The organism is Trueperella sp. HMSC08H06, assembly GCF_001808465.1.
GTDB classification, from domain to species: domain Bacteria; phylum Actinomycetota; class Actinomycetes; order Actinomycetales; family Actinomycetaceae; genus Trueperella; species Trueperella bernardiae.
This window is the reverse complement of the sequence record NZ_KV793344.1, coordinates 225,079-247,369: the sequence shown is the minus strand read 5'-3', so window position 1 is coordinate 247,369 and position 22,291 is coordinate 225,079. Positions and strand designations below refer to the sequence as shown.

The following is a 22,291-nucleotide window of genomic DNA, read 5'->3' as shown; positions in this document are numbered from 1 at the left end:
TCAAGTGTCAACAAACACAGGGTAACCCCAGTTCGGGCGTTTTCTTCCTGCCAAGATCATTGGTGACTCCTAACGGGACCGTAACTAGATTCGGTGCAGTTGCCCTGAGGCTACTTGTGACTATGGGAAAGTCTAAGAAGCCCAGAGTTTTAACTGTGGCCTATATGCCTGGGTTTGCTTGCAACTTATCCTGCGATTATTGCTATCAAAGGACTGACATATCTCATTCTCGACGTAAACCAATCCTTGGGAAACGGTCCGTATCGAACGAACAGATTTCGAGGTTCATTCACCAATTTGCTACGACAAAGAAAAAGCAAAGCATCCACCTTTCCTTGCTTGGAGGGGAGCCACTCCTTTATCTCGATCACTTTGACCGTTGTTGATTCAACCCCGTTTTACACCCCGCACACCTATGACCAAAGATTCATCAGCGAGTATGTGAGGCTTGCACGAAGCGTAGTTGCCGCTGGCTTTAGCTTGACTCTCCCTGGGCACTCTGGATTGTGCAGAACCTGTGGCACCCCGTTTGACCCAGAGGGTATTGTCGTTACCTCTCATGGGCAGCTCTACAGTTGCTGGGACAGTGCTGGTCAGGCAGGTATGTCCATAGGTGATGTGATTTCCGGATTCGATACATCAAAGGAACAAAGCTGGGTTCAATGTGGGTACTCCGGCAAAGAGTCCGACCTCCACCAGAGATTAGCATTGGAAATTGTCAAGATTCTCGCTGAGGGGTGAATCCGTGGAGACGTACAAGAACACCCCGCACTGGCTTTGGGCCTTCCGATTCGGATTGCGCTCTACTCCACTTAGCGCTGTCGCATCGATCTTGTTTCTCATTGTTGCTGCTTTAATCCCCGCCGCCACCGTTGTGCTGATCAAGTTGCTATCCAGCGCGATGGGTTCGGAGCAGAGAGCCGTCAGGCTCATCATCCTAGTTGCCGTCGTTTTCGGCGCAGGGAACGCCTGGCAACAAGTCTCCAACGCAATCTCGCGCGTGAATGCGATGAGGATCAACCTTTCTTCTGCCTCCTTATTCCAGGATCGGCTATCTCAGGCTTCGGCTCGGGAGTTTAACGACGAAGGGTTCATGAAGGAGTTGAGAGCGGCGCGGCAGTGTGTTGCCGAGGGACATGTCTCTTCGCAGTTCCAGGCAACGGTCAATATCGCGTGCGCGACGCTGACCGCGTTCACATTGTCGCTCTCTTTGTGGGAAATCAGCACGGCAGCCGCACTGATCAGCCTCCTTGCACCCATTCCCACCACGCTTGCATATGCCTGGTACGGGAAACAGGAATCCCACCTCTGGCCACAGGCAACAGAAGAGATTCGCCGATCCACGTATCTTCAGGACCAGATCTCATACCAGCGTACGGCGGTCGAAATATCGACCCTACGGGCGACGAATGTTTTCGCCGAGCTAGCTGCGCATCACCGATGCGCGCATATGGCGATCAGACAACGACTAGAGTGGCTGTCAATCGCGAGTGATTCGCTGGCCGGGCTCGTGACAACTGGCTTGTTTGCAATCGCGCTTCTCACGCTCTACAGGGACTCCGGTAACAACATCGGCGCATTGTTCGCCGGAACCGCCGGCGTGATGGCAGGGATCAGCGCAATGATGGGCATCGGGTACCAGATCGGGGAGCTTGTCACATCGCTGCCGGCGAACAAGCATCTCCGTTCGTTTGCTGACAGACCTACCGAGCAATCAAGTCCTTTGGACGTTCGAAACGCCGAGGCTCTCATCGCCACCGATGTGACGGTCAACTACGGCACGCTACGCGCCGTTGATCATGTGTCCCTCGAAGCTCCTTCCGGCAAGCTCACCGCAATAGTGGGCGAGAACGGGAGCGGGAAGACATCGCTTCTCAAGGCCTTGATGAACACACAGCGTGACGCATCAGGGGGCGTATTGATCGGCGACCGCACCATCAACGTGGGAGAAGACGAACATATTTCCTTTTATGTGTCCGCTGTTCTGCAGGATTATGGGCGTTACGAAATCTCGGTGCGTCGGTTTCTGATGTTGGGAAGCAGGCAGCGCGCGGCCGATTCCCAGCTGTGGGACGCCTTAGAGTTTGCAAGCATCGCACCTATTTTCCGGGACTCCCCGAACGGACTTGACACCCCCTGGGAAGCCAGTGGGGCGGAATCGAGCTGTCGGGGGGTCAATGGCAGCGGCTTGCCATCGCCCGCGCGATGGTCATGGACGAATACGTGTGGATCCTAGACGAACCGACGAGCACCATCGATGCCGCCGGCGAAGAAGAACTGTTCTCGAAGTTCGCAGCTCTCGCCAAGGACAGGATCTTTATCCTCACTTCCCATCGGCTCTCAACCTTGAAATGGGCGGACACCATCTACCTCCTCGACGCTGGCAGGATCCTCGAATCTGGAAGTTTTGATGAACTGATGTCTCCGGGAACTGCCTTCCGGAAAATGTTTGAGGCACAGATCATGGAGGCTGAGGATCGTGGGCGGTATTCTCCCAACGATTCCTCGACTCTCTAGGGCCGATCGAAATGTGAGACATTTCAGGGTCCCCTTTGGACAGCGGGAACGATTCGAGTTAAGTTATTGCCATGAAGATTTACGCGCATGCTCACGCCCAGTCGGTCATGACTGCTGGTGTCGTTGCGCGAATGTACGTGTGCTAGGTTCCTGCGCACGTTGGGCGCGCAGGCGCTCGTAGCACTTTTCTAAAACAAGCCGCCTCGCCGATCGAGGCCGTTTGAGCCCACATCCTACGTTTTTCCAGGATGATCATGGCTACCTGTACCTCTGCTACCCCTGTACTCTCTGCTGTTCCGACGCCGGCCGCGCGGGCCACCGACCCAACGGTGACAAGCCCGGCCGCGAACCCGCCAGAACCCACCGCCAATCCGGCGTCCTTCGGCTGGCTCCCCGCCCGCGGCAGCGACCAGCTCCCCTCCCACATCACCACGTCGTTCGAGGTGATGCCGCCGCGCAACCCGCAGACCGCCCCGAAGTTCTGGACCACGGTCAAGCAGCTGGTGGACGCCCGGCCAAACTTCATCTCGGTCACCTACGGCGCGGCGGGCCAGGATCGGCGCGGGGCCCGGGCGGTCACGGAGATCCTCGCCCGGCACGTGCCCACTCCCCCGATCGCGCACCTGACCTGCGTGGGCACGTCGATCGAGGAGATCACGCAGATCGTCACGGACTACCTAGATTCTGGCGTGCGCACGTTCCTCGCCCTGCGCGGCGACCCGCCTCTTGGCAAGCCGGGTTGGACTCCGGCCGATGACGCCTTGGTCCGGGCCACCGACCTCATCCGTCTCATCCGCGAGGTCGACTACAAGCGCAACGCCCGCTCCGCCCCGCTCGCCCTGCAAAGCGCGCTCCAGCCAATCCGCATCGCGGTGGCCACCTTCCCCGCCGGCAACCCGGCGGCGGGCACGAGCCCGGAGACCGAGGTCGAGCGCCTGGTCCATAAGCAGGTAGCCGGCGCCGACTTCGCCATCTCCCAGTTCTCCTGGCACGCCGCCGAGTTCACCCGCTTCGTGGAGCTGGCCCGCGCGGCTGGCGTCACCATCCCGATCGTGCCGGGGATCCTCCCGCCGGTCGAGACCCGGCGCGTGCTTCGCACCCAGGAGCTCACTGGCGTGGTGGCCTCCCCCGAGATCCTCGAGGCCCTCGCCACCGCCGCCACACCCGAGGAGGAAGAGCGGATCGGCGTCCGGATCGCGGCCGACCTCGCCCTCGAGCTGCTCGACGGTGGCGCCCCCGGCGTCCACCTCTACACCTTCAACAAGGCCGTCCCCGCGCTCGCGGTCATGGACCTGGTCGCCAAGGAGCATCATGCCTAGACGAATGCCCTGCTGGGATCCGCTTGCGGGCCGGCTCCCAGGTTTTCATTCCGCACCCGACCACACTGACCATTAAGACACGAAGGACTTTTCATGACTCTGCCCTCGACCATCCTCGGCTATCCCCGCATCGGCGCCAACCGCGAGCTCAAGCGGGCCCTCGAATCCTTTTGGGCCGCGAAGACCACCCGCGAGGAGTTCCTCGATGCGACCCGCAGCCTGCGTCTGGCCAACTATGCCCGCCTCACCGAGCTAGGCCTGACCGAGCCGGCCGCGATCCCAGACACCCACACCTACTACGATCAGGTGCTCGACGCCGCCTTCCTCGCCGGCATTATTCCCGCTCGCTTCGCAGACCTCGACGGCCTGGACGCCTACTTCGCCGCAGCCCGCGGCGACGCCTCCCACCCGGCAAACGAGATGACGAAGTGGTTCGACACGAACTACCACTACATCGTCCCCGAAATCGACTCGACCACCGCTGTGGCATACACCGACCGCCAGGTCGTGGCCCGCTACACCGAGGCCGCGGAGGCGGGGTACACGGTGCGGCCGGTCGTCGTCGGACCGGTCACGCTCCTGGCGCTGGCGAAGGGCACTGAGCGCGAGCCGGACTTTGACCCGCTTACGCGTATCGACGACGTCGCCGTCGCTTACGCCGCCCTCCTCGCCGAGCTTCAGGGCGCCGGAGCGCCGTGGGTGCAGTTCGACGAGCCGACGTTGGCCACCGATAATCTGCCCGCCAGCAGGGCCCGCCTCACCGAGATCGCCGCCCGCGTTTACTCACAGCTCGCATCTCTCGAGTCCCGCCCGCAGATCTTCCTCGCGGTCCCCTACGGCGACTCCTCGGCCTCCTTCGAGGCCCTGGCCGCGACGGGCGTGGAGGCGATCGGCGTCGATCTTGACCGCGGCTCCCTGCCCGAGGGCGCGCGGGCGGAGGGCGTGACGCTCGCGGCCGGCGTCGTGGACGGGCGCAACATTTGGCGCACGGACCTGCGCGAGGCAGCCGACAAACTCGAGCGGGCGCGGGCCACGGGCGCGAGGGTTGTGGCGTCCACGACGACGTCGTTGCAGCACGTCCCCCATACGCTCGAGGGCGAGGTGTGGGACGAGCCGCTGAATGCCAACCTGCACGCCTGGCTGGCGTTCGCGGATGAGAAGGTAGCGGAGATCGTCACGCTCGACCGGGGCCTGCGCGAGGGCTGGGACGCGATCGACGCCGACATCGCCGCTTCGACCGCCGCGTTCGAGCAGCGCGCGAGTGCCGACGGCGTCACGGTGGCTAGCGTCCGCGAGCGCACCGCCGCCCTGCGCCCCGGGGACCGCCGCCGCGGGGACGCCGTCCTGCGCCGTTCCCTCCAGCGCGCCCGCCTCGATCTGCCACTCCTGCCGACCACGACGATCGGTTCGTTCCCCCAGCGCAGCGAGCTGCGGGTGGCGCGGGCGAAGCGGCGCTCGGGCGAGCTGGACGAGGCCGGCTACCGCAAGGTGCTGAAGAACGAGATCCGGCACGTCATTGAATTGCAGGAGGAGATCGGGCTGGACGTCCTGGTGCACGGCGAGGCCGAACGCAACGACATGGTCCAGTACTTCGCCGAGCTACTCGAGGGCTTCGCGGTGACCCACAACGGTTGGGTGCAGTCCTACGGTTCACGGTGCACGCGCCCGTCGATCCTGTGGGGCGACGTCTACCGCACGCGCTCGCTCGGTGGGGAGTGGATCGAGTACGCCCAGTCGCTCACGAGTAAGCCGGTCAAGGGCATGCTCACGGGGCCGGTCACGATCATCGCGTGGTCTTTCCCGCGCCGTGACACCCCACTCGGCGAGGTGGCCGACCAGCTCGCGCTCGCCCTGCGTGACGAGGTAGCGGACCTGGAGGCCAAGGGCATTACGGTGATCCAGGTGGACGAGCCGGCGCTGCGCGAACTCCTGCCGCTGGACGAGGCCCGACACGAGGACTACCTCGGCTGGTCGGTGGGCGCATTCCGGCTCGCCACCTCGGGCGTGCGGGAGGACACCCAGATTCACACCCACCTGTGCTATTCGGAGTTCAACCAGATCATCGGCGCGATCGCCGCCCTCGACGCCGACGTCACCTCCGTGGAGGCGGCGCGCTCGCGCATGGAGTTGCTCGAGTCGGTGGAGGGCACCTTCACTAACGACATCGGCCCCGGCGTGTGGGACATCCACTCCCCGCGCGTGCCTGACACCGCCGAGCTCACCGACCTCATCTCGGCCGCACTGAGGAACGTTGCCGCAGACCACCTGTGGGTCAACCCCGACTGCGGCCTTAAGACTCGCGCCTACGCCGAGACCGAGCAGTCCCTGCGCAACCTCGTGGATGCCGCACAGTCGGTGCGCGAGCGCCTGTAACGACGGCGGCTGGCGTCGCTGACCGACGGCGGCCCGACGACGGCGGTGCTAGCCGCAAACCGACACCGAAGACAACTGAGCTGAAGACTCAACGACATCGAAAGGACCTCCCATGTCCCTGTGGAACCTCAAGCTGACCCGCGTGGACCTCACGCACGAACTCGACGAAAACTCCCCCTACTGGGGTGGCATGCCCGAAGGCGCGATCGAGCTCAACACCCCGATCCTCGACTTCGATTCACCCTACAACCTGCGCATTCAGCGCCAGACCTTCCCCGGCCAGTTCGGCACGCACATCGACTTCCCCGGCCACTTCCACCAAGATGGCGCACTCGCCCGTGACTTCGGGGTGGATCAGGCGGTATTGCCGCTTGTCGTCATCGATAGGCATGAGGAAGTGGAGGCGAACCCGGACTTTGCGCTGACGGTGGCGGACATCGAAGCGCACGAGGCGGAGCACGGCCCCATCCCGGCGGGCAGCTTCGTGACCTTCCGGTCGGACTGGCACAAGCGCTGGCCCGACGGCGCGGCGCTGGCCAACGCCGACGACGACGGGGCGCTGCACTCGCCTGGCTGGTCGAAGGAGGCGGTGAGCGCGCTCGCCGATCGCGGCGTGATCGGGATCGGGCACGAGACGCTCGACACGGACCCGGCCGTCGACTGCGCGGCGGCTGGCGACCTGGCCGTGGAGCGCCACGTGCTGGGACTGGGGCTGTTCCAGCTCGAGCTGCTGGCCAACCTTGACCAGGTGCCGGTGCGCGGGGCGCTCATTTCCATCGGTTGGCCGAAGATCGCGAGCGCGAACGGTCTGCCGGTGCGGGCCTGGGCTACGTTTGAGGCCGAGTAGAGACAAGCCGATTTATATACACTGGACGGTTTTGGGGCGATCTTCTTATATGAGGAGATCGCCCCAAAACCGTCCAAGAGTTTTTAAGCGAACGCGGTCTGCCGGCCCACACGTGGCCCAAACGAGTTCGGCCCCGCGCGAGAGCGCGGGGCCGAACCGGGTAAGGCGAGGAAAGGAGCCTTAGCCCTTGACAGCGCCTCCGGTCAGGCCGGAAACGATGTACTTTTGCAGGAAGAGGAACAGCAGCAAGATCGGCAGTGCCGAGATGATCGAGCCGGCAGTGAACCACTCCCAGTGTTTTTCATTACCGCCCACCCACAGGTTCATTCCCACGGCCAGCGTCCAGTTCTCCTGGCTGGTGAGGATAGTCCTCGACAGGATGAAGTCGTTGAACGCGGAGATGAAGGACAGCAGGCCGACCACCGCGAGGATCGGGATGACCAGCGGCATGATGATCGTCCAGTAAACCTGGGCGTGCGAGGCGCCGTCGATCTTCGCCGCCTCGTCCAGTTCCATCGGGATGGAGTTGAAGAAGCCGTACATGAGGAAGGTGTTCGCACCGAGCGCGCCACCCCAGTACACGGCGATGAGGGCGATCTTCGAGTCGATGCCCAGCCACGGGATGATGTCACCCAGGGTTGTCAGCAGCAGGAAGATAGCTACGAAGGTCAGTAGCTGCGGGAACATCTGGATGATCATGAGCGACATGAGCGTGACTTTGCGGCCCTGGAAGCGGTAACGCGAGAACGCGTAGGCCGCCGCCGCGCCCATGAGCACCGTGCCCACCGAGGTGGCCACGCCGATGATGAGCGTGTTCTTCAGCCAGGTCCAGAACATGGTGTCGGACAGCTCGGTGAAGTTTTCAACGGAGACGTCCGAGAAGAGCGCGTTTGCGCCCGTGAGCGTGGTGGAGATGTTCGGGTTGAGTGCCGCAGAGACGATGTAGACGATCGGGAACGCCGCGTAAATCACCGCGAGCATGCCCACCACGTGCCTAAATCCGAGCTCGCGGAACCAGCGCCCGAAACTCATCTTGTTTTGTGCCACCTCAAGCTGACCCGCCTGAGGCTGTGCCAGATCAGTCATCTACTTCAGTCCTTCCAGCGAGTTCGACTTCTTAAACGAGTACAGCGACACGCTTCCCACGATCAGGAAAATCACCAGCGACATGGCGGCGGCCAGGCCGTAGTTCGGCAGCGCCTCGCCTGTTAGGCCCGCGATCTTGTAGACCATGGAGATGAGGATGTCGGTGTGTCCCACCGGCACCGAGGCGTCCGCCATCGACGGGCCGCCCCCGTTCAACATGTAGATCAGGTTGAAGTTGTTGAAGTTGAAGGCGAAGGACGAGATGAGCAGCGGGGTCAGCGCGATCATGAGCTGGGGGAAGGTGACGTTGCGCCACACCTGGTAGGTGTTCGCCCCGTCGATTTTCGCCGCCTCCACCAGGTCGCCCGGGATGGACTGGAGTGCGCCCGTGACGATGAGGAACATGTAGGGGAAGCCCATCCACAGGTTCACGAGGATCACGGAGACCTTCGCCATGGTCGGGTCGGTTAGCCAAGGGATCGCCGTGCCGAGCATCTCGTTGAAGAAGCCGTACTTGGCGTTCATGAGGCCCGCGAACAGGAACGCGGTCATGAAGGACGGGAAGGCGTAGGGCAACAGCATGATCGTACGGTAAATCTTGCGGCCCTTCATCCGCTCGTCGTTCATCACGATCGCCAGGATCATGCCCAGCACAAAGGTGGTGAGCACGGAGAAGAAGGCGAACAGGACGTTCCAGATGAGGACCTTGACGAACGGCTGGGCGTAGCGGCCATCGGAGAAGCCCTTGACGAAGTTGTCGAACCCAACCCCGACTCGCCAGCCCACGGACAGCGTGGAGCCGTCGTCGGCCTGGAAGAAGCCCGTCTCCCCGTTGGCCTTGTAGGTCAGGCCCGTCTCGGTGTTCGTCATCGTGTCGCTTGCCTCGTCGTAGTGCAAGGTCGAGGTGAACTGGAAGGCGGTGGAGCCAGTCTGGGTGCCGAGTGTGCCGTCCTCCGGGTTGTCGGTCAGCGGCACGCGCAGGTTGATGACCTCCTGCTGGCGCTCGGCCAGGCCGGAGACCGGGATGATGTCCCAGCCGTCGACGGCGGTGATCTTCGTCCCGTCCGTCTCGCCCTTGACCTTTTCAAGCGGCATCTCGGCGGTGCCAACTTTGAGATCGCCGTCGTCGATGACGGCAAAGCCAAGATCGCCGTCCTTCTCCACGATCGCGAGCGGGTACTGAGGCGAACCTTCCACGCGCTTAAACGCGTTTTGCAGGACCAGAGCGTCGATGGCCTGGGACTTGGACAGGGTGTGCTGGTGGCCGTAGTTGGTGAACGCGATGTAGCCGGTGTAGACGATCGTGAACGCCTGGAAGATCAGCAGGAACACGAGGCCGGGCGCGAGGTACTTCAGGGCAAGTGTGCGCTTGGAGAAGTAGACCCAGTCGACGCCGAGCAGCAGGAGGAGCATGAGGGTGCCGACCACCCACGAGCCCATCGTGTATGCGGTGAAGATAATGTAGATGCCGAGGGCGTTGACCAAAGCCATGAGGATGAGCTTGGTGATGAAACCAACGGACCAGTTGGTGGCGTGCGAGTCCTTCTTGCGGAGCTCTTCGCGGCGCTGCTTCCTGCCCTTGGTCGCCTCGGACTGAACTGTCATCGAAGACAACGTTTCCCCTTCGGTTCTTAGGACAAGTGCCGGCCTGTCAGCGAGACCGGCCGGCACTTTCCATGGATCACTACTTGTTCATCTCTGTTTCGATGTCAGTAATCATCTTGTCCCACACGCCTGCGGGATCGGCGTCGCCGGCGATGATCTGCGACTCAGTCTTGCCCCAGAAGCCCCACACGGCACCCATCTCGGGCAGCGACGGCATCGGGAGGGCCTCCTTGCCCGCGGCGGCGAAGCCGGCCATGAGCGGATCGGAGGTCGCGTCATTAGCGGAGGCGGTCAGAGCGGGCAGGCGCTGGCCGATCTCGAAGAGCTTGTCCTGGACTTCCTTGGAGCCGACGTAGTTGACGAGGAAGTCGGTGGCGAGCAGCTGGTTAGCCGAGCCGGCGTTGATGAAGCCGCCCTGGACGCCCAGGAACGGGGAGGCCGGCATGTCGCCAGCGGCCGGGATCGGGTCAACCGCGATGTTCATGCCGGCAAAGTCCGCGATCATCCACGGGCCACCGAGGATGTAGGGGGACTTGCCGGACTTGAAGGCATCAACAGCGATGTCGTAGCTGATGTTGGTGTCGAGCACGCCGGTGCCCTTCTCGCCGTTGTCGGAGAGCCACTTGGCGAAGGCCTTGCCCTTGTCGCCACCGAGGTTGAGATCGGCGGTGTAGTTCTTGTCGCCATCAAGGGTGAAGACCGGGCCGGAGAAGGAGGCCTCGAAGGGGTACATGGTGTACGGGTCGCCGTCGGCGCCCACCTGCATGATGAACGGGTACTCGACGCCGGCTTCCTTGCCCTTGGCGATCATCTCGTCGAAGGTAGCCGGGGTGGAGTCCACCAGGTCGGCGTTACGGAAGATGGCGAGGTTCTCCACGGCGTAGGGCACGCCGTAGGTGGTGCCCTCGTAGGTGAAGGCGTTGACGGCGAGCTCGTTGAAGTCGCCAGCCTTGTCGCCGAGCTCGACCGGGGCCACCAGGCCGTTGGTGACGAACTCACCGAGCCAGTCGTGGGCGCCGAAGACGACGTCCGGGCCCTCGCCAGCGGCGGCCTGCGAGGAGAACTCCGAGCGCATTTGGTCATTTTCCTTGACGACGAGCTCGACCTCGTTGCCGGTGTCTGCCTTGTAGTTGTCAGCCGCGATCTTGAAGGCCGGCTCGCGGTTCGCGTCGGTCCAGATGACGAGCTTGCCGCCGCCAGCGGGGGCCTCGGTGGAGGTTTCGGTTGCCGGGGCAGAGGTCGTCTCCTTGCCGGACGAGTTGTTGTCTGAACAGGCCGCCAGCGTCAGTGCCAGGCCGGTGCTCGCAATAAGCGCAATGCTCCTTCGCATTTTCTCTCCTCTTTATGTGGTGTGATGCGGTGGAGCGAACGAGGTTACGGAGCCTCATTGCTCGCTTCCTTCCGCGTGTCTTTGATCATACGTTCCCGAAAGCGCTTTGCAAGGCTTTACAAGGATTGTGCAAGATTCACGCAAGCGACAACGCCCGAAAACCGCGCGTTTCCGCGCTTTACCCACCTCAACGGAGAGTGTGTTATGCAAATATCACGCAAGATCTCTGCAAATAAGCTAAGGTGTCGGTGAGTTCAACGACGACTTGGAGAAACCGTGGCCCGAAAGATCCGCCTATCTGATATTGCTGCACAGGCAGGGGTATCAACCGCCACCGTCTCACGGGTCCTCAACGGCAAGGATTCCGTAGCCCCTGAAACGCGCCAGGCAGTGATCGCCGCACTTGACCTGCTCGGCTACGAGCGCCCCGAGGTGCTGCGCGAACGTAGCGGCGGCCAGATCGGCATCATCGTTCCCGAGCTCACCAACCCCGTCTTCCCGCTGTTCACCCAGCAGATCGCCAACGCTATGACAGTGCAGGGTTTCACTCCCCTGCTTGGCACGCAGATGGCCGGCGGCGCCACTGAGGACGCGTACGTGGAGGCTATGATCAGCCAGCGGGTGGCGGGCTTCGCCTTCATCTCGGGCCTGCACGCGGACTCTACCGCGAACACAGCCCGCTACGAGCGCATCTCGGAGCTGGGAATCCCGTTCATCACGATCAACGGCGCCAACCCGGCCCTCGCCAACCCGGATTTTTCTGCCGACGACGCCTCGGCCGTCCGCCAGTCGATCCGCCACCTTGTCACGCTCGGGCACACGAAGATCGGCCTGGCCTCCGGTCCGATCCGCTTCTTTCCCTCCCGGGACAAGACCGAGGCCTACCTTGATACGATGCGCGAGCTGCTGCCGTACGAAAAGCCGCGCGTCATCCACACTCTCTACACCCTGTCGGGCGGCCAGTTCGCGGCCTCCCAGCTGATCGGCGCGGGGTGCACCGCGATCATCTGCGGCTCGGACCTCATGGCGCTCGGCGTCGTGCGGCGCTGCCGCTCGATGGGCCTGCAGGTCCCGCAGGACGTGTCGGTGATCGGCTATGACGACACGCCGTTCACCAGTTTCACCGACCCGCCGCTGACCACCCTGCGCCAGCCGGTCAAGACCATGACCGAGGCCGCGGTGTCCACGCTGCTCGCGATGATCGGGGGCGCGCCGGCCGACGTCGGGAAGATGAAGTTCGAACCGGAGCTCATCGTGCGCGAATCGACCAGCCGCCACCACGATTCCGCCCGCCACTAAGTTCACCTACCCAATTCAAAGGATACCCATGCTGCTTCATGCCCAAAGCGCCCCCGGCCAGTGGTGGCGCGAGGCCGTTATCTACCAGATCTACCCCCGCTCCTTCGCCTCCTCCGCCGGCCCGATCGGCGACCTGCGCGGCATCATTGGCAAGCTCGACTACCTGAAAGACCTCGGGGTCGACGCGGTGTGGATCAGCCCCTTCTACGTCTCCCCCCAAAAGGACGCGGGCTACGACGTGGCGGACTACCGGCGCGTGGACCCGATGTTCGGCACGAATGACGACGCCGTGGCGCTGGTCCGCGCCGCCCACGAGCGCGGGTTGAAGGTGATCGTGGACATGGTACCCAATCACACCTCGGACCAGCACGCCTGGTTCCAGGCGGCCCTGCGCAACCCAGGCGGGCCAGAGCGGGAGCTGTACTGGTTCCGCGAAGGGGAGGAGATCCCCAACGACTGGGGCTCGATCTTCGGCAAGGCCGCATGGACGCGCGTGTGCGACCGGTCCGACGCGCCCGGCTCGCCCTGGGAGCACGACAAGCAGTGGTATCTGCACCTGTTCGATTCCAGCCAGCCGGACCTCAACTGGGACAACCCCGCAGTGCGGGCCGAGTTCCGCGACATCCTGCGCTTCTGGCTGGATCGGGGCGTGGACGGCTTCCGCATCGACGTGGCCCACGGGCTGGTCAAAGACAAAGCGCTACCCAACTGGAACTACGAGGTGGCGATGGTTTCCGGCATCGGGGACGCCCCACGCCCGCCGCACTGGAACCAGCCCGGCGTGCACGAGATCTACCGCGAGTGGCGCGCCGTGCTCGACGAGTACGGGCCGGACCGGGCGCTCGTCGCCGAGGCCTGGGTGGACGAGCTGACGGACCTGGCCAACTACGTGCGCCCGGACGAGATGAGCCAGGCCTTCAACTTCGACTTCCTGTGCACGCCGTTCGACGTCGACTCCTACCGGGCCGTCATCGCCGATTCGCTTGCCGCCATGGACTCCGTGGGCGCGCCCACCACCTGGGTGCTGTCCAATCACGACGTCGTCCGCGCGGCTTCCCGCATGGGCCTGCCGGTCACGGGCAAGGGCCCGAACGGGATTCGCTCCACCGACACGCAGCCGGACGTGGAGCTCGGCTTTGACCGGGCGCTCGCGGCGCACGTGCTCCAGGCCGCGCTTCCCGGCTCGTGCTACATCTACCAAGGCGAGGAGCTAGGGCTTCCTGAGCACATGGCGCTCGACGACTCGGTGCGCGAGGACCCCGCCTTCTTCCGCACCGAAGGCGCCGAGGCCGGCCGCGATGGCTGCCGCATCCCCATGCCGTGGCAGGCGGACGCGCCCGGCTACGGCTTCTCCCCCAGCGGGGCGACCTGGCTGCCCCAGCCCAAGGAGTATGGCAAGCTGGCCGCCGACGCGCAGGCCGCCGACCCGGCATCGCCCCTCACGCTCTTCCACACGCTGCTGGCCGAGCGTAAGCGACTGGGGATGGCCCGTGCTGAGCTGAACGAGCCCGAGGAGGGCCACCACCTGCACTACGTCTCCCGGCTGGCAGGCCGCGATGACGTCCACGTCATCTGCACCTTCGACGAGCCCGCCGAGCTCCCTGCCGGCGCGAAGATCCTCGTCCAGTCCCGGCCCTTCGCCGGGGTCATACCGCCGAACGCCGCGGTGTGGTACACCTTGTAGAACGCCACGGACACGGTTGGGCCCGGGAGGAAACTCCCGGGCCCAACGTCCTATTCCGGGCCGAGTCTCCGTAAAGAACTGACCGTGCGGGCGCGAAAACAATCAATTCACACCACTATTTTGATGAAAACCTCTTTTCGTAGGCGTACTCTGAATATTAGTTTTCAACCAACGAAGACATGAAAGCTAATTCTCAGCCGTTGGCGATGGCGCCAACACTAAGAAGGGGTGGGCGATGTTTCTCATCATTCTCGCTATCCTGGTCACCATTGGCGCAGGATACATGCTCGTCAAGGGGAAGCAGCCGATCATGGTGCTCCTCCTCGCAGGTCTGTTACTGATTGGGGCCGCAGTCATTCTGGATTCGAGCGCGATGCCGCTGTCAGAGGACGCGACCTCGGGTTCGCGATGGGTTGACATCTTCGGAGTCATCGAGTCCGTTGCCAAGAACCAGCTCGCAGGGGTTGGGTTAATCATCATGGCCGCTGGTGGTTTCTCATCCTACATGAAGAAGATCGGCGCGACCCGAGCACTCGTCGAGGTAGCCGCCAGCCCGATGGAGAGGTTCCACCGGCCCTACGTCCTCCTGGTCATTGCCTATTTCCTGGGTCAATCGCTCTTCATGGTGATCCCAAGCGCCGCGGGTCTCGCCCTCCTTTTGCTGGTCACCCTCTTGCCGATCCTCAAATCGGCGGGGGTTCGCCCGGCCGCGGCGGGTGCCGTCATCGCGTCGGTCTCGGCACTGCCCATGGGCCCTGGTACAGGAACGGCCATCCTCGCCGCTGAGACTGTGGGGGTCTCCCCCGCCGTCTACTTCGTCAAGAATCAGCTACCCGTGGCGATCCCCACGATGATCGCCATCGCCGTCACCATTTACTTCACCCAGAAGTACGTCGATCGACGCGAGGCCGCCTCGGCAATCCAGGTCGAGCAGGAACAGGCCGCGGGAGCGTCAGCACCCAAGTGGTACGCCCTTTTGGTGATTTGCCCCATCATCCTCCTCATTGTCTTCAGCCCGCTCACGAACGACGCCATTGAGTTGTCGACCGTTTCTGCTTTCTTCGTCGTCTGGCTCGCCGCCATGGTGATCGAGCTGATCCGCAGGCGGGAGATCAACGGCGTCTTCCTTGACGCACGTCAGTTCTTTGCAGGCATGGGTAACATCTTTACTTCCGTGGTCGCGCTCATTATTGCTGCACAGGTCTTCGCCGAAGGCCTCAAAATCACGGGCCTCATCGACGGTCTCATCGGTCTCGCCCAGCGCGGCGAAATCGGGATCGGTGTGATGGCCATCATCCTCACCCTTATCGTCGGCCTCGTCACCTTCCTCACCGGCTCCGGTGTCGGCGCCTTCTCTGCCTTCGCCTCGCTCGCTCCTAAGGTTGCGAGCGACATGGGCGGCTCGGTTGCCACCCTCGTCACCCCAATGCAGTTCGCGGGTGGCCTGTTCCGCTCAATGTCTCCTATCTCCGGCGTCGTTATCTCTGTCGCTGGAACAGTCGGCGTCAGCCCCGCCGCGATCGTCAAGCGCACGGCGCTCCCGATGGCTGTCGGCATCGTCGTCATGACTACCCTCAGCCTGATCGTTGGCTAATAGAAAGGAAATCACCGTGTCTTTTGGTTTGCTTGATAGCGCACTGACCCGCAGGGGGTACGTCTACACCGACTTCGATGAGATCTGGGGCGAACGGCGCACCCTCGAGGCGTGGTTCGAGGTCGAGGCCACGCTCGCCGAAGTCCAGGCGACGCTTGGCATCATTCCGAAGGAGGCCGCCCGGGCCATTCGCGCCAATGCCCGCGTCTCCGACCAATTCGTCGACGCCGTCAGCCAGGGTGGCGTCGGCAACCCCCTGATCGTCGGGCTCGACAACATCCGCAAGACGATTCCCCCGGAGCATCGCGGCTGGGTCCACTATGGCGCAACCAGCCAGGACATCCTTGACACCGCGCGCGCCCTGCAAATCCGCGAATCACTCGATCTAATGGAAAGTCACCTCATCGCCTTGCGCGACACGTGCGAGCGTCTGGCTCACGAGCACGCAGAGACTGTCATGGTGGCGCGCACCAACGGCCAGCAGGCCCTGCCCACCACGCTCGGTCTACGGATCAGCCGCTGGAAGGCCAGCCTCGACCGTGATCTGCGCCGACTTCAGCTGTGCAGAGACGAGGCGCTCAGCGTCCAGTTCTCCGGGGCGGCCGGCACCTACGCCTCCAATGGCGAGGATGGGCCGAGAATCGCCGAGGGCCTAGCTGATCAGCTTGACCTGACCTTCCGTCTGCTGCCCTGGCACGCTGACCGCGATTCGATCACGATGCTGTGCTGCGTGGTGGCCATCCTCGGCCAGAACCTCGCCAAGATCGCCGAAGACCTCTTCGACATGCAGCGCAACGAGATCGGCGAGGCATTCGAAGCCATGGATGCCCACCTCTCCGGCTCATCCGCCATGCCGCAGAAGCGCAACCCCTTCGCCATGATGAAGACATCCGTGGCCGCGCGGCTTGCCGCCGGAGCTACAGCCACCCTGCTCACCCAACCGCCAGGTGCCCACGAACGCGACCACCGCCAGCTCGAGGTTGAGCGCGACGTCCTGCCCCGTACGCTCGTGCTGGTCGGGGGCGCGCTGGAGAAGCTCAACGGCCTCTTCACCCGACTCACGTTCAACGCCGCCCACCTGCGCCGCAATGCTGAGCTGGACGGTCCACTCATCCTCACGGAGAACATCCTTATGCAGATGGCTCCCCATATCGGGCACGACCGCGCCCATCACGTACTGCAGGATTTCGCGGCCGAGTACCGCGAAAAGGGCACCACCCTCGCCGCATTCGTGTCCCGGTCACCGGAGCTGTCTGATGCACTGGCCTCGGTGGACCTCGATCGACTCTCGCAGCCCGACAGCTACACGGGCCTGTCCGCCCACCTTGCCAGGCAGGGCGAACAGGACTAGGAGGATTGGCCGGGTTTGATGATCAGACCCTGGCTCGTAAACAGTTCCTCGATCTGCTCAATGCGCTCGTTGGAGCCCTCGTTCTCGAGGGCTCCAACGAGCGCCTCCAAGAAAACGAGCAGGGTGCTTCGGCTACGGAACCGGCCGACCGGCGGCGGGGCCTGCAACGTCATGATGATATCCGCGTGCTGGCGTAGCGGCGAGGCTGGCCGGTTCGTCACCAGGATGGTCGTAACCTTTTTCTGGTGTAGAAACTCGATCAGGCCTTTAATGGGTGCCGGGTGCCGGTCAAAGATCGAAATCAAGGCAATAGCATTCGGCTCGATTCCCGCAAGCTCATGGGGTAAGACGTCGATGTCTTCCGGCGACCTCATGTTGCCCCGATGGTAGCGCGCGAGCAGGTAAAAATAGCGCAACAGGTAGCGCCCCGAGGCGTGAGAGAAGAGATAGAGCGGCCGGGACTGATCCCGCACCAACTCAACGATCTCATCGAAGACCAGCGCGCTCTCCTCCGTGATAGAGGAGCCAATGCTCGCCTCTGCCGTCTGCACCTGTGCCGACCACATCGCCGCCGGCCGCGACGGTTCAATCTGCGCGACGTTGCGTTCGGCGGGGGAATCAAAGTTCTCCCGCACCTCCTCCCGCACCGCACCGCTGAAGTCTCGGAAACCCGCGTATCCGAGGCTCCTCACGAAGCGGGTGACGGACGCGGGACTCACTCCTGCTCCCGCCGCGATGCCCTCAATGTTCTCAAACGCGATGTTGGGGAAATGATCCTGGAAGTATTCCTGGAGCAGAGATTCCGTGGCCGTCGGAGTTTCGACGTTAGCAAGTCGATTAAAGAGCGAGAGTTTCACGCCGAGTCCTTCCACGGTTCGAAACTATTGTCTATCTCCACATTGTCAGGCTGGCCGCCCGTTAGAACAGCGCGTTCGTCAACGCCTTACGCGCCTGCGTGACCACCTCGGAGGGCCCGAGGATGTCGAAGTAGGCAAGCAGGCGCTCGCGGGCGGAGTCCCGATCCTCCCCGCTGGTTGCCCGCACCACCTCGATGAGCCGGGCGAACGCGGCGTCGGGCCGGTTGAGGGAGAATTCGACGTCGGCGGCGGTCAGGTGCGGCTCGACGTCGCTCACCGGCGCCTCGGCCGCGGCGCGCAGCACGGACTCGACCCTCGACACGTCGCCGGCGATATCCAGCTTCTCGATGCGCTGCAGGAGCTCGACCTGGTGGAGGGCCGTCTGGGCCTCGTCGTCGCCGGGGTTCTCCGCGAGCGCCTTGGTGTAGGCGGCGTGGGCGGCAGCGAGGTCGCCCTTCTCGAGCGCCTCGCGCCCCTCGCGGTGCAGCGGCGGGACCTCCGGTTCGGGGGCGGCCGCCGAGTTGTCGAGCACGCCGTTAATGCCATATTGGGCGGCAGTCTCCACGAGCTTGTCGAGGGTCTCGGCCAGCTGGGCCTCCTCGGGCATGCCCTGGAAGAGCGGGACCGGCTGGCCCTGCAAGAGCGCGGCCGCGGCGGGCACCGCGCTCACCCCGAAGGACTGGGCCACCTCCGCGTACTCATCCACGCTGAGCTTGGCCAGCTGGATGCGCCCGGCCTTGGCGGTGATGAGCCGCTCGAAGATCGCAACAAGGGTTTGGGAATTCTCGGAATGGGACGAGTGGAAGACCACCACCACCGGCACCTTCGCCGACGTCGTCACCGCACCCTGCAAGCCCTGATCCGTGAGGTCGTAAATCCACGGGCCCTGGACGGCCCCGCCCGCAGCCTGCGGCTCCGGCGTGTTAAACATCGACAGGTCGACAGCGCCACCCATAGACATCGACATATGCTCTCCTCTTTACTGCTGGTCCTGTGCCACGTTCTCCACGGAAATCAGCGTGGGCTCCGCCGAGCCGATCACGCGCACCGTGGCATCCGCGCCTGCCGGCGGCACGTAGAACGCCACTGTTGTCGAATAGTTCGCCACGCCCTGGTGATCGATCTCCAGCGTGGCGTTCTCCCCCGAGCCGTTGTACAGCGCGCCGATCTGCCCGCCGATGCGCAGCTTGGCCCCGTCCACGGTCTTCGTGATCCGGATCGCGTAGCGCATCTCGCCCACGATCACCAGGCCGCCGTTGTCGGTGGCCACGCCGCGCAGGCCCGCGTCGCCTACGTAAAAGTCCGTGGCGGCCGTACCCAGGTCCCCCAACGACTGCACGAAGGCATCCTGCTGGTTGGCGATCTGCCGGTAGAGCGGGTCCTCCGCCTCGAAAGCGATCGCTTGCTGGGTGCGGGTGCCGTTGTAGGCCACGTACGCGGCGAGCACCTCATTCGGGTCCACCGCGTAGTCCGCGGGCTCGACGTTCGGGAAGCCCTCGGCGTTGTTCAGCTGCGAGACGATGGTGGGCGCGTCCACGCCCGGGAACAACGCCACGTCCGCCCACAGGTGGTAGTTGCCGCGCGCCGAGTCCTGGCTCCACACCGCCAGCGAGGTCAGGTTCTGCCCGTCGCGCGGCGGCACCACGGCCATCATCGAACGCGGGAAAGCCGTGCCCGACGACACCGGGGTCGCATCCGTATCCACCAGCAGCGGGTCGAGGTCATAGGAGTCGCCCAGCAGGGATTCAAGCTTGAGCTGGGCCGCGCGGTAAGTCTTGGCCGGCCCGCCCACGCGCACGCCGAGGTCATCCGCGTTCAGGCTCGTGTCCGCCGCGGCAATCCCATCTGCCGCCGCCTGGGCGATCTCGGCGAACTTCGCGTCCGCCACCACCACCTGCGGGTTCGACCCGCTTACCGGGCTCGGGACCGCCTGCTCGCTCGCGCAGCCGCCCATCAGCGTCACTACGGCAATCGCCGCCACCGCCTTACGCATCCTCGTCTCCCTTCTGGAACGGAGTACCCCACTTGAAATTCCACAGCGCCCGCCAGTCCTTTTCCTCTTCGGCCGCTTCGCCGACGACGTCGTCCGCGCCGAGCTCGCCACTCTCCACTTCCGTCGGCTCGCCTTCCGCTGGCTCAGCCTGCTCGGCCTCCGCGGGGGCGTCAGCCTCAGATCCTTCGGGCTCTACGGCCGGCTCCACGGCCTCATCGACAGCCGCGGGATCGACGTCGGGATCCTCGTCCGCTACGGGAAGCACCACCCGGTCGGCGTCGCTCAGCTCGCGCTCGCGCAGCTCCTGGTTGACGGCGGGAAGGATGCCCGCGCCGAAGGCGCCTCCGGTCTGCTCAGCCGCCGACTGACGCACGCCCAACTCCTCCGGCGACTCATCGCCCCGGATCTTCGGCATGATACTGGTCTCGGCCTCGGAGCGCTCCTTGCGCTCGCGGTAGCTCTTCGCCACGCTCGCTTGGTCCTGCTGCGCCTGGCGCGCGCTCAGCAGAAGGAGAGCTCCGATCAGCAGGAGGAGCACGCCGATCGCGATCACCGGCATCGGGTTCGACAGCGCCAGCGGCCTGTTCCACGTGAGCGTGAGGTCGGGCGCCTGCCCGGTGGACGTCGTCGCGATGAGGGACTGCTCGAAGCTGGTGTCGGGCGTGAGCTCGAGCTCCACGGACCCCTCCCCCGAGCCCGAATCGAGCCACAGGTCAGAGCCCGTGATGACGAAGCCGGCCTCGCTGGCCGCCGCCTCGTCAATTGCGGCACGCGCCTCATCCGTGCCCGGGACCGTGTCCGACGACGCGGCCTCCCAGCTCTCCAGGCCCGTCACCTCGGTAGCCGGGGCGTCGCCCACGTAGGCCCGGACGTCGCCCGTCGTGGCCAACGCCCACTGGACCGTGCCCTCGCCCTCGAGCGTCACCGCCACCGTGTCATTCACCATCTCCAGGACGCCGGGTGCGGTGAAAATGAATTGCGACTCGCCGCCTGGCACCGTCACCTCAACGACGGTCGATTCCTCAGCCGTGGCAGCCCGGACAATCCCGAAAACCGCCACGATCAGGCCCAGGATAACCAAAAGCAGGCCGCCGATCCGTTTCATACCAGTTCCTCAGCATCCAGTAGTCTTTGATAACAATTGTGTAACACTATCCTGACACAGGTAATAAAATCATCGTAGTGTGAGTGACTCGACGGCGCGGTGACACTACGCTGTAGGGAGAGAAAACCGATCAAGGAGCCAATGTGACCGACCAATTCCCCGTCGTCATGCGCGGATACGACCGCGCTCAGGTAGACGAGCGCATCTCCCAGCTGGAGGCCAGCCTCGAGCAGACGCGGGATCACGTCTCCCGCCTGGACGCGCAGATCCTCCAGCTCTCCGCCGAGCTGACCGAGGCCCAGGACGCGCTGCGGGAAAATGAGCGGCCCTCCTACTCCGGGCTCGGCTCGCGCGTGGAACGCCTCCTGCGCTCCACCGAGGAACAGGCGCTCGACCTCATGATGCGCGCCCGCCAGGACGCTGCCGCGCTGGTTGCCGACGCGAAGTCCCGCGCCGCCCAGCTGCGCGCCAGCGCCGAATCCGAAAGCCAAAAGACCCTCGAGCACGCCCAGACGGAGGCCACAACTATGCGCACCAAGGCCGAAGCCGAAGCGGCCACCCTGTCCGAAACCACGCGTCGAACCGCCAACGAAATGGTCTCCTCCGCCGAACGCGAGGCCGCCCGCCTGCGCACGCTCGCCGACAAGGACACCACCGCCCTGCGCTCCGAGGCCGAACATGAGGCCGCGGCCCTTCGGGCCCAGACGGAAGAGGAGATGACCAATCTGCGCTCCACGGTGGCCCAGGAGGTGGCCAAGATGCGCGCCGAGGCGGAGGACGAGATCGCCGCGAAGGCCGCCGAATCCGCCCGCGCCCTCACCGAGCAGGCCGCCGAACTGCGCGCCCGCGCCGAGGAGATGGTGAGCGCGGCCGAAAACGAGGCACAGGACGCCGAAGCCCGGGTGGTCGAAGCCACCAAGCGGGCCGACGAGCTCACCGCCACCTCGAACACCGAGGCCGCCGCCATCCTCACCCAGGCCCGCGAAGAGGCCGCCGCCATCCTCGAGGCCGCACGCGAGGAGGCCGACCGCATCCGCTCCGCCGCGCAAAGCGCCGCCGACGGCGAGCGCAAATCCGCCGAAGAGCACGTGGCCTCCCTGCGCGAACAGCGCAACTCCCTCCAGTCCTACCTGGAGGACATCCGGGCGATCCTCACCTCCTCCTCACACTCCATCGCACTCGAGGAGATCGTCGATTCGGCCGAAGACAAAGCCGGGAAAGGCGGTGCCGGCGAGGGAGCCGAGTAGATAAGCTCTGCCAAGTGGACGCTGGCACGTCGAGGGCCCCGGGCATGCGCCCGGGGCCCTCTTCGCTCTCGCGGCGTTGCTAAC

At 64.2% G+C, this 22,291-nt stretch carries 18 protein-coding genes; 11 read left to right on the top strand and 7 right to left on the bottom strand.

Translation table 11 applies throughout. From position 1 onward, the window contains the following. The first annotated feature begins 122 nt into the window (after window positions 1-122). The 6 genes from HMPREF3174_RS09650 to HMPREF3174_RS03460 all read left to right on the top strand — a co-directional run bounded on the left by HMPREF3174_RS09650 (window position 123) and on the right by HMPREF3174_RS03460 (window position 7,056). A complete protein-coding gene (locus tag HMPREF3174_RS09650; RefSeq protein WP_082661145.1) occupies window positions 123-386 on the top strand; it encodes a radical SAM protein in 264 nt (87 codons plus the stop codon). A 359-nt stretch (window positions 387-745) separates the two neighbouring features. After that, the gene (locus tag HMPREF3174_RS03480) at window positions 746-2,236 is read left to right on the top strand and encodes an ATP-binding cassette domain-containing protein (protein WP_070447889.1); all 1,491 of its coding nucleotides are present in this window, start codon (window positions 746-748) and stop codon (window positions 2,234-2,236) included. Then, window positions 2,137-2,517: an ATP-binding cassette domain-containing protein gene (locus HMPREF3174_RS03475; RefSeq protein ID WP_083297665.1), complete on the top strand. Its 381-nt coding sequence runs from the start codon at window positions 2,137-2,139 to the stop codon at window positions 2,515-2,517. Before HMPREF3174_RS03480 ends, HMPREF3174_RS03475 begins: the two co-directional genes overlap by 100 nt. A gap of 254 nt (window positions 2,518-2,771) precedes the next feature. After that, window positions 2,772-3,836 (top strand): methylenetetrahydrofolate reductase, encoded by a 1,065-nt coding sequence (locus HMPREF3174_RS03470; protein WP_083200568.1) that lies wholly within the window; start codon window positions 2,772-2,774, stop codon window positions 3,834-3,836. A 93-nt stretch (window positions 3,837-3,929) separates the two neighbouring features. After that, window positions 3,930-6,209 (top strand): 5-methyltetrahydropteroyltriglutamate--homocysteine S-methyltransferase, encoded by a 2,280-nt coding sequence (gene metE, locus HMPREF3174_RS03465; protein ID WP_070447883.1) that lies wholly within the window; start codon window positions 3,930-3,932, stop codon window positions 6,207-6,209. A gap of 112 nt (window positions 6,210-6,321) precedes the next feature. After that, a complete protein-coding gene (locus HMPREF3174_RS03460; protein WP_062613471.1) occupies window positions 6,322-7,056 on the top strand; it encodes a cyclase family protein in 735 nt (244 codons plus the stop codon). Window positions 7,057-7,236: 180 nt separating this feature from the next. Here the strand turns inward: HMPREF3174_RS03460 and HMPREF3174_RS03455 are convergent, their stop codons facing one another. From HMPREF3174_RS03455 to HMPREF3174_RS03445, 3 genes are all read right to left on the bottom strand, one after another. Beyond that, window positions 7,237-8,142 (bottom strand): sugar ABC transporter permease, encoded by a 906-nt coding sequence (locus tag HMPREF3174_RS03455; RefSeq protein ID WP_062613470.1) that lies wholly within the window; start codon window positions 8,140-8,142, stop codon window positions 7,237-7,239. Then, complete coding sequence (locus tag HMPREF3174_RS03450) at window positions 8,143-9,747, bottom strand: ABC transporter permease subunit (RefSeq protein ID WP_062613469.1); 1,605 nt, start codon at window positions 9,745-9,747, stop codon at window positions 8,143-8,145. It abuts the gene before it with no gap. Window positions 9,748-9,826: 79 nt separating this feature from the next. Next, window positions 9,827-11,077, bottom strand: coding sequence for a sugar ABC transporter substrate-binding protein (locus HMPREF3174_RS03445; RefSeq protein ID WP_062613468.1), 1,251 nt, complete (start codon window positions 11,075-11,077; stop codon window positions 9,827-9,829). A 276-nt stretch (window positions 11,078-11,353) separates the two neighbouring features. Between HMPREF3174_RS03445 and HMPREF3174_RS03440 the strand changes: the two genes are divergently transcribed. The 4 genes from HMPREF3174_RS03440 (at window position 11,354) to HMPREF3174_RS03425 (ending at window position 17,005) form a co-directional block, all read left to right on the top strand. Next, window positions 11,354-12,376: a LacI family DNA-binding transcriptional regulator gene (locus HMPREF3174_RS03440; protein ID WP_070447879.1), complete on the top strand. Its 1,023-nt coding sequence runs from the start codon at window positions 11,354-11,356 to the stop codon at window positions 12,374-12,376. Between the two features lie 28 nt (window positions 12,377-12,404). Beyond that, on the top strand, window positions 12,405-14,060 hold the full coding sequence (locus HMPREF3174_RS03435; RefSeq protein WP_070447876.1) for a glycoside hydrolase family 13 protein: 1,656 nt from the start codon (window positions 12,405-12,407) through the stop codon (window positions 14,058-14,060). A gap of 235 nt (window positions 14,061-14,295) precedes the next feature. Beyond that, window positions 14,296-15,654, top strand: coding sequence for a C4-dicarboxylate transporter DcuC (gene dcuC, locus HMPREF3174_RS03430; RefSeq protein WP_070447873.1), 1,359 nt, complete (start codon window positions 14,296-14,298; stop codon window positions 15,652-15,654). 16 nt (window positions 15,655-15,670) lie between these two features. Continuing rightward, window positions 15,671-17,005, top strand: a complete 1,335-nt coding sequence (locus HMPREF3174_RS03425) for a lyase family protein (RefSeq protein WP_070446425.1) — start codon at window positions 15,671-15,673, stop codon at window positions 17,003-17,005. Here HMPREF3174_RS03425 and HMPREF3174_RS03420 read toward each other — a convergent pair. From HMPREF3174_RS03420 to HMPREF3174_RS03405, 4 genes are all read right to left on the bottom strand, one after another. Continuing rightward, window positions 17,002-17,862 (bottom strand): MurR/RpiR family transcriptional regulator, encoded by an 861-nt coding sequence (locus HMPREF3174_RS03420; protein WP_168160555.1) that lies wholly within the window; start codon window positions 17,860-17,862, stop codon window positions 17,002-17,004. The two genes, HMPREF3174_RS03425 and HMPREF3174_RS03420, sit on opposite strands and share 4 nt — an antisense overlap. A 61-nt stretch (window positions 17,863-17,923) precedes the next feature. Beyond that, entirely contained in the window at window positions 17,924-18,829 is a 906-nt protein-coding gene (locus HMPREF3174_RS03415) for a tetratricopeptide repeat protein (protein WP_062613462.1), read from the bottom strand. 12 nt (window positions 18,830-18,841) lie between these two features. After that, window positions 18,842-19,855 (bottom strand): hypothetical protein, encoded by a 1,014-nt coding sequence (locus HMPREF3174_RS03410; protein ID WP_062613461.1) that lies wholly within the window; start codon window positions 19,853-19,855, stop codon window positions 18,842-18,844. After that, the gene (locus HMPREF3174_RS03405; RefSeq protein WP_068538692.1) at window positions 19,848-20,960 is read right to left on the bottom strand and encodes a hypothetical protein; all 1,113 of its coding nucleotides are present in this window, start codon (window positions 20,958-20,960) and stop codon (window positions 19,848-19,850) included. The genes HMPREF3174_RS03410 and HMPREF3174_RS03405 overlap by 8 nt, the downstream gene beginning before the upstream one ends. 143 nt (window positions 20,961-21,103) lie before the next feature. On the opposite strand from HMPREF3174_RS03405, the gene HMPREF3174_RS03400 reads away from it, so the two are divergent. Further along, window positions 21,104-22,207, top strand: a complete 1,104-nt coding sequence (locus HMPREF3174_RS03400) for a coiled-coil domain-containing protein (RefSeq protein ID WP_062613459.1) — start codon at window positions 21,104-21,106, stop codon at window positions 22,205-22,207. The last annotated feature ends 84 nt before the right edge of the window (window positions 22,208-22,291 follow it).